11 protein-coding genes are annotated in these 14,900 nt (G+C 70.7%); 3 read left to right on the top strand and 8 right to left on the bottom strand.

Annotation, left to right across the window (positions count from 1 at the left end):
• The first annotated feature begins 143 nt into the window (after window positions 1–143).
• Together ACZ59A_RS18760 and ACZ59A_RS18755 are read left to right on the top strand one after the other, a co-directional pair.
• Entirely contained in the window at window positions 144–1,361 is a 1,218-nt protein-coding gene (locus ACZ59A_RS18760; protein WP_468047694.1) for a thiolase family protein, read from the top strand.
• Complete coding sequence (locus tag ACZ59A_RS18755; RefSeq protein WP_470959996.1) at window positions 1,358–3,487, top strand: 3-hydroxyacyl-CoA dehydrogenase NAD-binding domain-containing protein; 2,130 nt, start codon at window positions 1,358–1,360, stop codon at window positions 3,485–3,487. The genes ACZ59A_RS18760 and ACZ59A_RS18755 overlap by 4 nt, the downstream gene beginning before the upstream one ends.
• Window positions 3,488–3,607: 120 nt before the next feature.
• Here ACZ59A_RS18755 and ACZ59A_RS18750 read toward each other — a convergent pair whose 3' ends face one another.
• Window positions 3,608–4,654, bottom strand: a complete 1,047-nt coding sequence (locus ACZ59A_RS18750) for a PLL family lectin (protein ID WP_470959995.1) — start codon at window positions 4,652–4,654, stop codon at window positions 3,608–3,610.
• Between the two features lie 67 nt (window positions 4,655–4,721).
• On the opposite strand from ACZ59A_RS18750, the gene ACZ59A_RS18745 reads away from it, so the two are divergent.
• On the top strand, window positions 4,722–5,126 hold the full coding sequence (locus tag ACZ59A_RS18745; RefSeq protein WP_470959993.1) for an NTP pyrophosphohydrolase: 405 nt from the start codon (window positions 4,722–4,724) through the stop codon (window positions 5,124–5,126).
• A gap of 8 nt (window positions 5,127–5,134) precedes the next feature.
• Here the strand turns inward: ACZ59A_RS18745 and ACZ59A_RS18740 are convergent, their stop codons facing one another.
• From ACZ59A_RS18740 to ACZ59A_RS18710, 7 genes are all read right to left on the bottom strand, one after another.
• The gene (locus ACZ59A_RS18740; protein WP_470960624.1) at window positions 5,135–6,604 is read right to left on the bottom strand and encodes an amino acid permease; all 1,470 of its coding nucleotides are present in this window, start codon (window positions 6,602–6,604) and stop codon (window positions 5,135–5,137) included.
• A gap of 283 nt (window positions 6,605–6,887) precedes the next feature.
• Window positions 6,888–8,879, bottom strand: coding sequence for a 1-deoxy-D-xylulose-5-phosphate synthase (gene dxs, locus ACZ59A_RS18735; protein ID WP_470959991.1), 1,992 nt, complete (start codon window positions 8,877–8,879; stop codon window positions 6,888–6,890).
• A 124-nt stretch (window positions 8,880–9,003) separates the two neighbouring features.
• Window positions 9,004–10,329: a sugar ABC transporter permease gene (locus ACZ59A_RS18730; RefSeq protein ID WP_470959990.1), complete on the bottom strand. Its 1,326-nt coding sequence runs from the start codon at window positions 10,327–10,329 to the stop codon at window positions 9,004–9,006.
• Window positions 10,326–11,114, bottom strand: a complete 789-nt coding sequence (locus tag ACZ59A_RS18725) for an ATP-binding cassette domain-containing protein (protein WP_468047705.1) — start codon at window positions 11,112–11,114, stop codon at window positions 10,326–10,328. The genes ACZ59A_RS18730 and ACZ59A_RS18725 overlap by 4 nt, the downstream gene beginning before the upstream one ends.
• A gap of 130 nt (window positions 11,115–11,244) precedes the next feature.
• On the bottom strand, window positions 11,245–12,342 hold the full coding sequence (locus ACZ59A_RS18720; RefSeq protein ID WP_470959988.1) for a substrate-binding domain-containing protein: 1,098 nt from the start codon (window positions 12,340–12,342) through the stop codon (window positions 11,245–11,247).
• A gap of 261 nt (window positions 12,343–12,603) precedes the next feature.
• Window positions 12,604–13,803 carry an ROK family transcriptional regulator gene (locus ACZ59A_RS18715; RefSeq protein ID WP_470959986.1) on the bottom strand — a complete coding sequence of 400 codons (1,200 nt, stop codon included), beginning with the start codon at window positions 13,801–13,803 and terminating at the stop codon, window positions 12,604–12,606.
• 121 nt (window positions 13,804–13,924) lie between these two features.
• Window positions 13,925–14,869, bottom strand: coding sequence for a carbohydrate ABC transporter permease (locus ACZ59A_RS18710; RefSeq protein WP_468047709.1), 945 nt, complete (start codon window positions 14,867–14,869; stop codon window positions 13,925–13,927).
• Window positions 14,870–14,900: the final 31 nt, after the last annotated feature.

Here is a 14,900-nt window from a genome sequence, read left to right as displayed (position 1 = left end):
GTTCCCCGCTGCGAACCTGTGACCTTCGACGCTACGGCGGCGAAGACTGGGCAGCATGGTTACTCATAAGTAGCATGAGGGTGTGGAGGCGCGCCGATGGCGTGCCCGCAGCAGTGCCATCCCGCACCTGGAGGAGAGCCAACGTGCCTCGTACCGCTAGGGACGTCGTCTTCGTCGACGGCGTCCGTACCCCGTTCGGCAAGGCGGGCCCGAAGGGCATTTACCACGAGACCCGCGCCGACGACCTGGTCGTCAAGTGCATCCGGGAGCTGCTGCGCCGCAACCCGGATCTGCCGCCGGAGCGCATCGACGAGGTCGCCGTCGCCGCGACCACCCAGATCGGGGACCAGGGCCTGACCATCGGCCGCACCGCGGGCATCCTGGCCGGGCTGCCGCAGTCCGTCCCCGGCTACTCGATCGACCGGATGTGCGCCGGTGCGATGACCGCCGTCACCGCCACCGCGGGCTCCATCGCCTTCGGCGCGTACGACGCGGTCGTCGCGGGCGGCGTGGAGCACATGGGCCGCCACCCGATGGGCGAGGGCGTCGACCCGAACCCGCGGTTCGTCTCCGAGAAGCTGGTCGACGAGTCGGCCCTCTTCATGGGCATGACGGCGGAGAACCTGCACGACCGGCTGCCGCACCTCACCAAGCAGCGCGCCGACGAGTTCGCGGTGCGCAGCCAGGAGAAGGCCGCCAAGGCGTACGCCAACGGCAAGATCCAGCAGGACCTGGTGCCGGTCTCGGTGCGCCGCACCACCCCCGAGGGCGGGGAGACCGGCTGGGGGCTCGCGACCGCCGACGAGCCGATGCGCCCGGGCACCACGCTGGCGAACCTGGCCACGCTGAAGACCCCGTTCCGGCCGCACGGCCGGGTCACCGCGGGCAACTCCGCGGGGCTCAACGACGGCGCCACCGCCTCCCTGATCGCCTCCGAGGAGTTCGCCCAGGAGCTGGGCCTGCCGGTCAGGATGCGCCTGGTGTCGTTCGCCTTCGCGGGCGTCGAGCCCGAGGTGATGGGCTACGGCCCGGTCCCGGCGACGAAGAAGGCCCTGTCCAAGGCCGGGCTGACGATCGATGACATCGGCCTCTTCGAGATCAACGAGGCGTTCGCCGTCCAGGTCCTGTCGTTCCTGGACCACTACGGCATCGCGGACGACGACCCGCGCGTCAACCAGTACGGCGGCGCGATCGCCTACGGCCACCCGCTCGCCTCCTCCGGCGTCCGTCTGATGACGCAGCTGGCACGGCAGTTCGAGGAGCAGCCGGAGGTCCGCTACGGCATCACCACCATGTGCATCGGCTTCGGCATGGGTGGCACCGTGATCTGGGAGAACCCGCACTTCGAGGGGAACAAGTGACTACCACCGCAGAGCTTCTCAAGGGAGCGGCCGAGCTGTTCCCGGACGAGGTCGTGACGCAGGCGCACGTCCGCCACCTCGACCTCCCCCAGGACGCGGGCCGCTTCGCGCTCATCACCCTGGACAACGGTCTTGACCACACCAAGCCCACCACCTTCGGCCCGGCCTCGCTCGCCCAGCTGGACGCGGCGATCGACCAGGTGGAGAAGGAGGCCGCGGACGGCGAGATCACCGGCGTCGGGGTCACCGGCAAGCCGTTCATCTTCGCCGTCGGCGCCGACCTCAAGGGCGTGGAGCTGCTGAAGCGCCACGAGGACGCGCTCGCCATCGGCAAGGGCGGCCACGACGTCTTCAAGCGGCTGTCCCAGCTCGCCGTGCCCACCTTCGCCTACTACAACGGCGCGGCGATGGGCGGCGGCGTCGAGGTCGGCCTGCACTGCGCCTACCGCACGGTCTCGGCCGCGCTGCCCGCGTTCTCGCTGCCCGAGGTCTTCCTGGGCCTGGTCCCCGGCTGGGGCGGCTGCACCCTGCTGCCGAACCTGATCGGCCCGGACCGCGCTGTCTCGGTGATCATCGAGAACTCGCTCAACCAGAACAAGCAGCTGAAGGGCAAGCAGGTCTACGAGCTGGGGATCGCGGACGCGATCTTCGAGGGCGCGGACTTCCTGGAGCAGTCGCTGATCTGGACCGCGTCCGTCCTCAAGGGCGAGATCGAGATCGTACGGCCCGAGATCGACCGCGGCGACGCCTGGCACGAGGCCGTGGTGCGCGGCCGCGCCATCGCCGACGGCAAGGTGCACGGGGCGGCCCCGGCCGCGTACCGCGCGCTGGAGATCATCGACGCGGCCCGCAACGGCGACCTGGCCCGCGGCTACGAGGCCGAGGAGAAGGCGCTCGCCGACCTCATCATGGGCAGTGAGCTGCGCAGCGGCATCTACGCCTTCAACCTGGTGCAGAAGCGCGCCAAGCGCCCGGCCGGTGCCCCGGACAAGTCGCTCGCCCGCCCGGTCTCCAAGGTCGGCGTGGTGGGCGCGGGGCTCATGGCCTCGCAGCTGGCACTGCTGTTCGCGCGCCGTCTGGAGGTGCCGGTCGTGCTGACCGACATCGACCAGGAGCGCGTCGACAAGGGCGTCGGCTACGTCCACGGCGAGATCGACAAGCTGCTGCTCAAGGGCCGTATCAACCAGGACAAGGCCAACCGGCTCAAGGCCGCGGTGACCGGCTCGCTGGACAAGGCCGCCGCCTTCGGGGACGCCGACTTCGTCATCGAGGCCGTCTTCGAGGAGATGGGCGTCAAGCAGCAGGTGTTCGCCGAGGTCGAGGCGGTCGTGCCGGAGCACGCCATCCTCGCCACCAACACCTCCTCGCTGTCGATCAGCGAGATGGCGTCCAAGCTCAAGCACCCCGAGCGGGTCGTCGGCTTCCACTTCTTCAACCCGGTCGCGATCCTGCCGCTGCTGGAGATCGTCCGCGGCGCGAAGACCGATGACGCGTCGCTGGCCACGGCCTTCGGGGTGGCCAAGAAGCTGAAGAAGACCGCCGTACTGGTCAAGGACGCCCCGGCGTTCGTCGTCAACCGGATCCTGACCCGCTTCATGGGCGAGATCCAGAACGTCATCGACGAGGGCACCCCGGTCGACGTCGCGGAGCGCGCGGTGGAGCCGCTCGGGCTGCCGATGTCCCCGCTGGTGCTGCTGGAGCTGGTCGGCCCGGCCATCGGCCTGCACGTCTCCGAGACGCTGCACGGCGCCTTCCCGGACCGCTTCACGGTCTCGGAGAACCTCAAGCGCGTGGTCGAGGCGGGCAAGCGCGGCTTCTACGTCTACGACTCCGGGAAGCCGGAGCTGGACCCGGAGGTCGCCGCGCTGCTCCAGCAGGGCGACGCGGTCCTGACGGAGGAGCAGGTGCGCGCCCGGGTGCTGGACGCCGTCGCGCAGGAGATCGGCCTGATGCTGGACGAGGGCGTCGTCGCCGAGGCGCAGGACATCGACCTGTGTCTGATCACCGGCGCCGGGTGGCCCTTCCACCTGGGCGGCCTCACGCCGTATCTGGACCGTGAGGGCGTCTCGGAGCGGGTGAACGGGAAGCGGTTCCTGGCCCCGGGGGTCGCGAGCGTCCCGGCGTAACGCCGTACGCCGCGCCGTTCATGGGCGCCGGGCGGGCCGATGGTCCGCCCGGCGCCCGTGCCGTTCCGCGCCCGTGCCGTTCCGCGCCCGTGCCGTTCCGCGCCCGTGCCGTTCCCGCGGCTACTTCCCGACCCGGGACCAGGCGCGCAGGGCCAGGCCCCGCTCGTCCGTCTTCTGACGCGCCACCAGCAGCCCGCCGTCCGGGGCGATCGCGGCCAGGACCACCAGCCCGCGCCCGTCGAGGGCCAGCGCCGGATGCTGGGCGCCGGGGTCGCCGGACGGGGTCCACCACACGCCCGCCGCCTCGTCCTGGGCCGGATACGCGGCGACGGCCAGACGGCCGCTGTCGGCGTCGCTGTGCGCCAGTACGGTGCAGTCGTGGCCGTCCACCGGGGCGCGCAGCGCCGCGACCGGCCCGGCGCCCGTCAGCCCGCCCAGCGGCGCGGGGGCCGGGGCGTCCGGCCGCCAGGCCAGGACCTCACCGCTGCGGACGTCACGCCAGTAGTGGGTGACGGTACCGGGGCTGGTCTCCACCGCGGACGCCGAATCCGGCTGGGCGTCGGCGGGGACGTCCTCGGCCCGCTTCGGGGCGGCGCCGGGCGTCGGCTGGTGCCAGCGCAGCGCGACGCCCTTCCAGGACGGTGCGAACAGTTCGAGACGGCCGTCGACCGTCACGGCCGCCGACAGACCGTCCAGCACGTGCGTGCCCTTCCAGTCGGTCCAGCGGTCCCACGTCCCCTTCTTGGGGTCCTGCCGCCGCGCGCACACCCCGCCCCCGGCGTTGCGGACGAAGACGCGGAGGGAGCCCGTGGAGTCCACCGCCGCGGCCGGTGCCCCGATCCGCGCCGCCTTGTCGCGGTCCTTGGGGTGCGGTGTGCCCAGGGAGTGCCATGCGGTGAGCACACGGCCGGTCTGGAACTGGGTGGCGTGGACGATGTCGGTCAGCGGGCCGTCCTTGCCGTCCCTGCGCCGCAGCCCCACCAGATGGGCGTACCCGTCGGCCCCCTGAGCGACCGTCACCCGGGACAGCCCGGGGACGGGTATCAGCCAGGGACCGGTCCAGTCCGGTCCGCCCGGCCGTTCCTCGGTCCACCGGGCGACACCCCCCGCCACCAGTCCATAGGCCGTGAGCCTGCCGTCCTTGCCGCGGAGCAACCGCAACGCCATGGCCCGCCGCCAACCTTCCCGCGTCGATCTTCCTGATCCCCGCCGCCCATAGTATTTTGCCTGGTCTATGAGTGATCTCGTCGGGCTCGTCGTCGTGGACGCAGCGAACGTGGTCGGCTCGGTACCGGACGGCTGGTGGCGCGACCGGCACGGGGCCGCCGAGCGGCTGCGCGACCGGCTCGGCGCGGTCGCGGTGAGCGGCGTCCCGGAGCGCCCGGGCGTCCCCGAATGGGCCCGTCAACCGCCCCTGGACATCGTCCTGGTGGTGGAGGGCGCGGCGCGCGCGGTGGAGCCGGTGGAGGGCGTACGGGTGGATGCCGCGCCCGGGAGCGCGGACGACCTGATCGTGGAGCTGGTGGCCGGGCGCGCGGCGGGGCGGCCCTGTCTGGTGGTCACGGCCGACCGGGAGCTGCGGGAGCGGGTGACGGCGCTGGGCGCGGAGGTCGTGGGCCCGCGCAGCGTCCGGGGGTAGACGGGGCGTCAGCGGCGGGTGCCCGCCTCGGTCACCCGGCTGTGCCCGCGCCCGTACAGGACGTAGATGACGACGCCCAGCGCCATCCACACCGCGAACCGCAGCCAGGTCTCGGCGGGCAGATTGAGCATCAGCCACAGCGACGCCGCCACGGACACGGCGGGCAGCACCGGAACCCACGGCGTGCGAAAGGCGCGCGGCAGGTCGGGGCGGGTGCGGCGGAGGACGACGACACCGAGCGCGACGACGACGAACGCGAAGAGGGTGCCGATGTTCACCAGGGCCGCCAGTTGCTTGATGCTGGTGAACCCGGCGACCACGGCGATGAGGACGCCCAGCAGGATCGTCGAGCGGTACGGCGTGCCGAACCGCGGATGCACCTTGGCGAAAACCCGGGGCAGCAGCCCGTCGCGGCTCATCGCGAAGAAGACCCGGGTCTGGCCCAGCAGCAGGATCATGCACACGGTGGTGAGCCCGACCGCCGCGCCGAAGCTGATGAGGCCCGCGTAGAAGGGGTGTCCGGTCGCCTTGAAGGCGTCGGCGAGCGGGGCGTCGATCGACAGCCGGGTGTACTTCTCCATGCCGGTGACCACGATGGACACCGCGACGTAGAGCGTGGTGCAGATGAGGAGCGAGCCGAGGATGCCGCGCGGCATGTCGTGCTGCGGGTTCCTGGTCTCCTCCGCGGCGGTGGCCACGACGTCGAAGCCGATGAAGGCGAAGAAGACCACGGCGGCGGCGGTGAAGATCCCGGCGACGCCGAAGGTCGTCGGGTGGTAACCGGCCATCAGCTGGATCAGCGGCGCCCGCAGCCCGGAGGCGGAGGGCGCGGCCTGGGGCTCGGGGATGAAGGGGCGGTAGTTGTCGGCGTCGATGAAGAAGGCGCCCGCGACGATGACGAGCAGCACGACGGTCACCTTCACCGCGACCACGACGGAGGTGACGCGCGCGGACAGCTTCATGCCGAGGACCAGGATCGCGGTCAGCACCAGCACCAGGGCGGCGGCGAGGACGTCGAAGGTGAAGCCGCTCGCCACGTCGGGGCCGGAGAGCACGTCGGGCAGCCGCCACCCGGCGTTGTCCATGAGCGAGCGTACGTAACCGGCCCAGCCGACCGCGACCACGGCGGTGCCGAGCGCGAACTCCAGCACCAGGTCCCAGCCGATGATCCAGGCGGGCAGCTCGCCGAGCGAGGCGTACGAGAAGGTGTACGCGGACCCGGCCACCGGCAAGGTCGAGGCGAACTCGGCGTAGCACAGCGCGGCCAGCGCGCACACCACGCCCGCGACCACGAAGGCCAGCGCGGTCGCGGGGCCCGCCTCCTGCTTGGCGACGGCCCCGGTGAGCACGAAGATGCCGGTGCCGATGATGACGCCGACGCCGAACACGGTGAGATCCAGCGCGGACAGCGACCGGGTGAGGGCGTACTCGGGCTCCTCGGTGTCCTGGATGGACTGCTCGATCGTCTTCGTCCGCAGAAAGGCGGGCCGGGCCTTGCCCCGGGGACCGCTCCGGCCTCCGTCGCCGCCTGGTTCCTCATCGCTCACCGGTGACACCTCCACGCCTGCCCCTGCGCGTCATGGTGTTGCCAACGACCCGGGAGCGAAGCGCCCACGCTCGGCGCCCTCGCCGATTCACCCGATGGGGGCTTTACGGGCGGGACGGGGCTGGGCCGGTCGGAGCAGGAAGCCGGTCGGGAGCGGACAGGGCCCCGGCCCGGACCTTCGTGGTCCGGGCCGGGGCCCTGTCACGCGGAAGCCGTCAGTCGCGCACCGGCTCGGCGGGGGTCGCCGGGCGCGTCGCGACGCCCTGCTCCTCCGTACCGGCCGACTCCTCGTAGCCGCCGCCGAGCCGCGACACCAGGCCGGTGATCTGGCGGGCGACGTCCGGTGCGGTCAGCCCGATCTCGGCCATGACCTCCTTGCGGGAGGCGTGCTCCAGGAAGCGCGGCGGGATGCCGAAGTCGCGGACCGGCATGTCGACGCCGGAGTCCCGCAGCGCCTGGGCGATGGCGGAGCCCACACCGCCGACCCGGCTGTTGTCCTCGACCGTGACGACGACGCGGTGGCGCTCGGCGAGCGCGGGAAGCTCCTCGTCCACCGGCTTGACCCAGCGCGGGTCGACGACAGTCGCCGAAATGCCCTGCTTGTCCAGAAGGTCCGCGATCTCCAGGCACATCGGGGCCAGCGCGCCGACCGAGACCAGCAGCACGTCCGGGGCGTCCCCCGCGCTCTCCGCGGGCTCGCGCAGCACGTCCATGCCGCCGATCCGGCCGACGGCGGCGACCTCCGGGCCGACCGCGCCCTTGGAGTACCGCACCACCGTCGGCGCGTCGTCCACCTCCACGGCCTCCCGCAGCTGGGCGCGGACCTGGCCCGCGTCGCGCGGGGCGGCGATCCGCAGCCCGGGGACGACCTGGAGCAGAGACATGTCCCACATGCCGTTGTGCGAGGGCCCGTCCGAACCGGTGATCCCGGCGCGGTCGAGGACGAAGGTGACGCCGCATTTGTGCAGCGCCACATCCATCAGCACCTGGTCGAAGGCGCGGTTGAGGAACGTGGCGTAGACCGCGAAGACCGGATGCAGCCCGCCGGTGGCCAGCCCCGCCGCCGAGACGGCGCCGTGCTGCTCGGCGATGCCCACGTCGAAGACCCGCTCGGGGAACCGTTTCGCGAACTCGGTGAGGCCCACCGGGTGCAGCATCGCCGCCGTGATCGCGACGATGTCCTCCCGCTCCTCGCCGAGCTTGACCATCTCCTCGCCGAAGACCGAGGTCCAGTCGGCGCCGCCCGCCGAGATCGGGAGCCCGGTGTCGGGGTGGATCGGGCCGATGCCGTGGAAACGGTCGGTCTCGTCCTGCTCGGCCGGGGTGTAGCCGCGGCCCTTCTCCGTGAGGCAGTGCACGATGACCGGGCCGCCGAAACGCTTCGCCCGCTGCAGCGCGGACTCCAGCGCCTCGATGTCATGGCCGTCGATCGGGCCGACGTACTTCAGCCCCAGGTCCTCGAACATGCCCTGCGGGGCGATGAAGTCCTTCAGCCCCTTCTTCGCGCCGTGCAGCGTCTCGTACAGCGGCCGCCCGACGACCGGGGTGCGCTCCAGGAGGTCCTTGCCGCGGGCCAGGAAGCGCTCGTAGCCGTCGGTGGTGCGCAGCGTGGCGAGGTGGTTCGCGAGACCGCCGATGGTCGGCGAGTACGACCACTCGTTGTCGTTCACGACGATGACGAGCGGGCGGTTCTTCGCGGCGGCGATGTTGTTCAGCGCCTCCCAGGCCATCCCGCCGGTCAGCGCGCCGTCCCCGATGACCGCGACCACATGGTCGCCGTTGCCGCGCAGCTCGTTCGCCTTGGCGATGCCCTCGGCCCAGCCGAGGACGGCGGAGGCGTGGCTGTTCTCGATGACGTCGTGCTCGGACTCGGCGCGCGACGGGTAACCCGAGAGCCCGCCCTTCTTCTTGAGCCGCGAGAAGTCCTGGCGCCCGGTGAGCAGCTTGTGGACGTAGGACTGGTGCCCGGTGTCCAGCAGCACCTTGTCCTTCGGCGACTCGAAGACCCGGTGCAGGGCGATGGTCAGCTCGACCACGCCCAGATTGGGTCCGAGGTGCCCCCCGGTCTTGGACACGGCGTCGACGAGAAAGGTGCGAATCTCCGCGGCCAGCTGGTTCAGCTGCTCCGGGGCGAGCCGGTCCAGATCGCGCGGTCCCCTGATGCCGGTCAGCAGCACCCGTGCCTCCTTGCTGTCGAGCGTCTCCATCGAGCCTTGCGAGTAGCCCCCGAGAGTCTAATGCTGCCCTACGGTAGGGCCCGGTTCGCCTCCGGGGCGGTTGGCCGGTGTCGGCCCTCCCCGCCCCGGAAGACGTCCCCGGAGAGGAGACGGTTTATCCCCGTCCCGCCGAGCGCTGTGTTCTCCGCGACACCGAGTCGATGACCACGGCGGCCAGCAGCACCGCGCCGGTGATCATGTACTGCAGGGAGTTCGCGACACCCAGCAGGTTCATACCGGATGAAATCGACCCGATGACCAGCATGCCGAGCATCGCCGACCACACCGAGCCGCGCCCGCCGAAGAGGCTGGTGCCGCCGATGACCGCGGCCGCGATGGCCTCCATGAGCAGGTTGCCGGTACCGGCCTGCTGGCTCGCGGAGCCGATCCGGGACGCGATCATGAGACCGCCGAACGCGGCCATGAGCCCGGACAGCGCGAACACCGAGATCCGCACGGCGACCACGTTGATGCCCGCGCGGCGGGCGGCCTCGACGCTGCCGCCCAGCGCGATCACCTTGCGTCCGTACGGGGTACGGCGCACCACGAAGTCGAGCACGACCAGCACCACCACGAAGATCACCAGGGCGAGCGGCAGGCCCATGTACTCGTTGAGCCGCCAGGCCGCCGCGTAGGCGATCACCGCGAGCACGGCGGTGCGCACCAGGATCTCGCTCAGCGGCCGGGAGGGCACGCCGACGGCCTTGCGGCGCCTGCTGTCCAGGAACTGGGCGAGAAAGAATCCGGCCACGGCGACGGTCGCCGCGCCGTAGGCGGCGACGAGCTGGGTGAAGTAGTGGTCGGTGAGCGTGCGCACGAAGCTGTCGTCGGCGATGCCGATGGTGCCGGTGGTGCCGAGCACCTGGAGCATCAGTCCGTTCCAGGCCAGCAGACCGGCCAGGGTGACGACGAACGCCGGGACGCCGATCCTGGCGAAGAAGAAGCCGTGCACCGCGCCCAGGGCGGCACCGGCGGCCAGCGCCGCGACCACCGCGATGCCCTCGGGCACGCCGTGGCGCACGTTGAGCACCGCGAGCGTGGCCGCCGCCAGACCGCTGAGCGAGCCCACCGACAGGTCGATCTCGCCGAGCAGCAGCACGAAGACGATCCCGACCGAGATCATGCCGGTGCCGCCGATGAGGATCGACAGGTCGGAGAGGTTCTTGGGCGAGAGGAAGGCGCTGTCCTTGTACTGGAAGACCGCCCAGATGATGGCGATGCCGACGATCACCGGCATCGCGCCGAGGTCGCCGCTGCGCATCTTGCGGACGAACTCGTTCAGGTAGCCCTTGAAGCCCTCCTGGCGCACCAGCAGCCGCGGGTCGACCACGGTGACGGCGTCCTTGGCGACCGGGCTGGCGTCGGCCGGTCCGGCCGGGGCCTTGTTGTCGGCCCCGTCCCCGCCGCCGGTGTCATGCGTCTTGTCGAGACGGGTGCTCACTTGGCGGCCTCCCCGCTGCGCGCCTTGCGGCGGGTCACGGCGTTGTCCGTGGCGCCGGTGATGGCGGAAATGATCTCTTCTTGAGAGGTGGTACGGACGTCGAACGTGCCGTTGTTGCGGCCCAGCCGCAGCACCGCGACCCGGTCCGCGACCGCCTTCACGTCGGCCATGTTGTGGCTGATGAGGATCACGGCGAGGCCGCGCTCGCGCAGCCGCTCGACCAGGTCGAGGACCTGTGCGGTCTGCTCGACGCCGAGGGCGGCGGTCGGCTCGTCCAGGATGACCAGCTTCGGTTCGCCCAGCATCGAGCGGGCGATGGCGACGGTCTGCCGCTGGCCGCCGGAGAGCGAGGCGATCGGGATCCGCACGCTGGGGATGCGGATCGACAGGGTGCTGAGCAGTTCGCGGGCGCGGCGCTCCATCTCGACCTCGTCCAGCACCCCGGCGCGCAGGACCTCGCGGCCGAGGAAGAGGTTGCCGACGACGTCGATGTTGTCGCACAGGGCGAGGTCCTGATACACCGTCGCGATGCCCAGGTCCTGGGCGTCGTGCGGGCGGGCGATCTCGACGGGCCTGCCCTGCCATTCGAGGACGCCCTCGTCGGCGGGGCCGACTCCGGCGATCGCCTTGACGAGGGTCGACTTTCCGGCGCCGTTGTCGCCCACCAGGGCGACGACTTCACCGGCGCGGACCTCCAGGTCGATGTCGGTGAGCGCCTGGACGGCGCCGAACCGCTTGGAGATCCCGCGCAACGCCAGCACGGGTTCGGATCCCACGATGGCCATCTCCGTTCCGGGCAGGGGCGATCCCTGCTGTGAGACGGAGGGGAGAGAACTCTCCCCTCGGGGGGTGTGAGAGGGGGCGACGGGCGGGCCGCCGGACACGTCACGGCGGCCCGCTCCGGTCCGGCAGGGGCTACTTGAGCCCGGCCGCGGCGCAGGCGGCCTTCAGCTTCGCCGTGCAGATCTGACCGACCGAGTACAGACCGTCCTTGACGACGGTGCTCTTGATCTTGTCCTTGGTCAGCGAGACCGGGGGGATGAGCGTGGCCGGGATGTCCTTGGTGGTCGGGCTGTCGACCGTGCTGGTCCCGGCGGCCTTCTCACCGCGGCCGAGGGCGATGGCCATCTTCGCGGCCGCGGTCGCCTCCTCCACGTAGGACTTGTAGACGCTCATGTACTGCTCGCCGCTCACCACCCGCTGCACACCGGCGAGTTCGGCGTCCTGGCCGGTGACCGGGGGCAGCGGCTTGACGCCGCCGCTCTTGAGCGCGGTGATCGCGCCGCCCGCCATGCTGTCGTTGGCCGAGTAGACGCCGATGATGTTGTTCTTGCCGACGGACGAAATGGCGCCCGTCATGGCCTTGTTGGCCTCCTCGGCCAGCCAGCGGTCGATGTCGTACGACTTGGCGATGTCCACCTTGCCCTTGAGGACCGACATCGCGCCCTTCTTGAACATGGCGGCGTTGGGGTCGGCCTCCCAGCCGTTGAGCATGACGACCTTGCCGTCCTTGGCCTTCTTCCCCAGTGCCTCCAGCAGCGCCTTGCCCTGGACCTTGCCGACCGTCTCGTTGTCGAACGACGTGTACGCGGAGACCGGGCCCTCGGCCAGCCGGTCGTAGGCGACGACCGGGATGTGCGCCTCGGCGGCCTTCTTCACCGAACCGCCGATGGACTTGGAGTCCACCGAATCCAGAATGATGACGTCGACCTTTTTGGTGATCATGGAGTCGACCTGCTGCTGCTGGACCGCGGGGTCCGACTTGGCGTTGGCGTAGTGAATCTCGCAGTCGGCGCAGTCGGCCAGGATCTTCTTCTTGAGCAGCGGCCGGTCGAAGTTCTCGTATCTCGCCGTCTGGTCCTCGGGCAGCAGGAGTCCGATGTTCAGCGGACCCGACTTCTTCTTCTTATCGCCCTTGTCATCGGCTTCCTTCGCCGAACCACAGGCGGCGAGCGAGGCGGCCATCGATACGACGGCGGTGGCAATGGCGACGCGACGCATCGTTGCGTTCATAACGGGGGTGACCTCCCTGACGAGGCCGCGTCATTGCGGCCGAGGTGGCGTGAAGTCAACTCCGGCCCCGTCATGACGTCAAGAAGTAAATCCTTAACGAGATGGCAACGGTGCCATTCGTTATCTGAGTGAACGCATCGGAGAGTTGCCCGAACGGGCAGGGAAATGCCCCCGAGAACAGGGAAACGGTCCTCGGGGGCACGAAGGGTGTCGGGGCGTCAGGGCTTACGGCGGCCCCGCGCCGGACGTACGGCGCGGGGCTCAGGCGAGCGCCGGGGTGCCCGCCGCCAGCGCGCCCTCCAGCAGCGTCGAGTCGCCCATCTCGCTCAGCACCAGCGCGAGGGCGCCCAGCACCTCGGCCCGGCCGCCGAGCGCTCCGGGCATCACGGCCAGCTGACGGGCGGCGCTCGGGATCGCGTACCGCGCGACCGACTCGCGGATCGGGCCCAGCACCAGCTCCCCCGCCTCGGCGAGGTGGCCGCCCAGCACCATGCGGCTGGGGTTGATCAGATTGCACAGGTTCGCCACGCCGCTGCCGATGTGGCGGCCGACGTCCGCGATCACCCGGCGGCAGCCGGGGTCGCCGTCCCGGGCGAGCTGCACCATGCGCTCGACGGTGAGGTCCGCGCCGTGGGCGGAGTGCAGCAGCGGCAGGATGTAGCGGGCCGCGGCGAAGGTCTCCAGACAGCCGCGGTTGCCGCAGCGGCACACCGGGCCCGACTCGTCGAGGGTGATGTGGCCGATCTCGCCCGCCGTGCCGCCCGGGCCGCGGTAGATCTGGCCGCTGATCACCAGCCCCGCGCCGACGCCGTCGGCGACCTTGATGTACGCGAGGTCGGCGACCCCGCGCCCGGAGCCCCACACCAGCTCGCCGAGCGCGCCCAGGTTGGCGTCGTTGTCCACGTGCACCGGCACCCCGAGCCGCTGGGCCAGGTCGTCGCGCGGGTTGGTGCCCGCCCAGCCCGGCAGGATCGCGGTCGAGCCGAGCGTGCCGGTCTCCACGTCTATCGGGGCCGGGACGCCGAGGCCGACGCCGACGACCTTGTCCTGGCTCAGCCCGGTGCCCGCGATCAGCCTGCTGACCAGCTGCTCCGCCCGGTCGAGGCCCTGCGCGGAGGAGGCGTCCACATCCAGCGGCTCCGCCTCCTCGGCCAGCACCTGATGGGCGAGGTTGCCGACCGCGACCCGGAGGTGCGTATGGCCGAAATCCACGCCCACGACGATGCCCGCGTCCCCGCTGAGCGAGACGCTGCGCGCCCGGCGGCCGCCCGCCGAGGTGGGCGTGACCTCGACCGTTCCGCCGTCCTTCAGCTCGCGGACGATGTTGGAGACGGTGGCCGCGGACAGCCCGGTGGACCGGGCGATCTCCGCCTGGGTCAGCGAGCCCGCCATGCGCACCGCACGGACCACCCGTTCGAGGTTGGCCCGGTGCAGCGACGACTGCGATCCCGGAGTCTCCACGCCCATCCACTCCCGCCTTGTCTCCAACATGTGAACTCTAAGCTGAGCCGTCCCGCTTGTGCCACGTCAAGACCTTGACATGACATTCGTTGCGTTCACATAAAAGACAGTATGCGGAATTTTATTTGAGTGCTCCCGCGGTCAGCCCGGTCTGGACCTGGCGCTGGAAGACGATGTAGGCCGCGAGCACCGGAAGCATCGCCAGCACCAGCCCGGCGAACAGCGCCGACCAGTCGCCCTTGTATTGCTGGCTGGCCGCGAGCTGCACCAGCCCCTGGGTGAGCACCCGCTTGTCCTCGTCCGTGTTGAGGACCGTGGGCAGCATGTACTGGTTCCACTGGCCGAGGAAATTGAAGATGCCGACGCTGATCATCCCGGGCTTCGCCATCGGCAGCATGACCTGGAAGAACGTCCGGGTGTGGGACGCGCCGTCGATCAGTGCCGCCTCCGCCACCGAGGTGGGCAGGGTCCTGAAGAAGGACGTGAGGAAGAAGACGGTGAACGGCAGCGAATAGGCGATATAGACCAGAATCAGCCCGTGGAAGGTGTTGAGCAGGCTCATGTTCTTCATGACGAAGAACAGCGGCACCAGCGCCAGGATGATGGGAAAGCTCATCCCGCCGACGAACATGAAGTAGATGACGCGCTTCCCGGGGAATTCGAACCGGGCCAGCACATACGCCGCCATCGCCCCCAGCAGCATCGTGCCGAGCAGTGAACAGCCCACCACCAGAACGGTGTTGAGGAAGAAATCGCCGATGTTCGACTTCCCCCAGGCGCGCGACCAGTTGTCGAAGTGCAGCGCGGAGGGCAGCCCCCAGGGCGAGGTGAAGATCTCCTTGTCGGTCTTGAGAGAGCTCATCAGCGCCCACAGCAGCGGCATGGTGACGAGCACTCCCCAGATCACCAGGATGCCGTGGGAGAAGACGTTGAGGACCTTGCCCTCACTGCCGAGCCGCCCCTCGGGGGTGAAGCGCGGCGGCCGCTCGGCGACGGGCGCGGCGAGCGGCGGCTCGTCGTCCTTGGTGACGCCGGGGAGTTCCGAGGGCTCTGCTTGCGAGGTCACTGTGGTCCCCCCAGGTCGGCGGTCGAGCGGT

Source organism: Streptomyces sp. NPDC040405 (assembly GCF_055595765.1).
This window is presented reverse-complemented; position numbering and strand designations above follow the sequence as displayed.

Bases quoted from the DNA above. Each gene is read 5' to 3' on its own strand.
- ACZ59A_RS18750 (WP_470959995.1), bottom strand. From the start codon at position 4,654: ATGGCGTTGCGGTTGCTCCGCGGCAAGGACGGCAGGCTCACGGCCTAT.
- ACZ59A_RS18745 (WP_470959993.1), top strand. From the start codon at position 4,722: ATGAGTGATCTCGTCGGGCTCGTCGTCGTGGACGCAGCGAACGTGGTC.
- dxs (WP_470959991.1), bottom strand. From the start codon at position 8,879: ATGGAGACGCTCGACAGCAAGGAGGCACGGGTGCTGCTGACCGGCATC.
- ACZ59A_RS18725 (WP_468047705.1), bottom strand. From the start codon at position 11,114: ATGGCCATCGTGGGATCCGAACCCGTGCTGGCGTTGCGCGGGATCTCC.
- ACZ59A_RS18720 (WP_470959988.1), bottom strand. From the start codon at position 12,342: ATGAACGCAACGATGCGTCGCGTCGCCATTGCCACCGCCGTCGTATCG.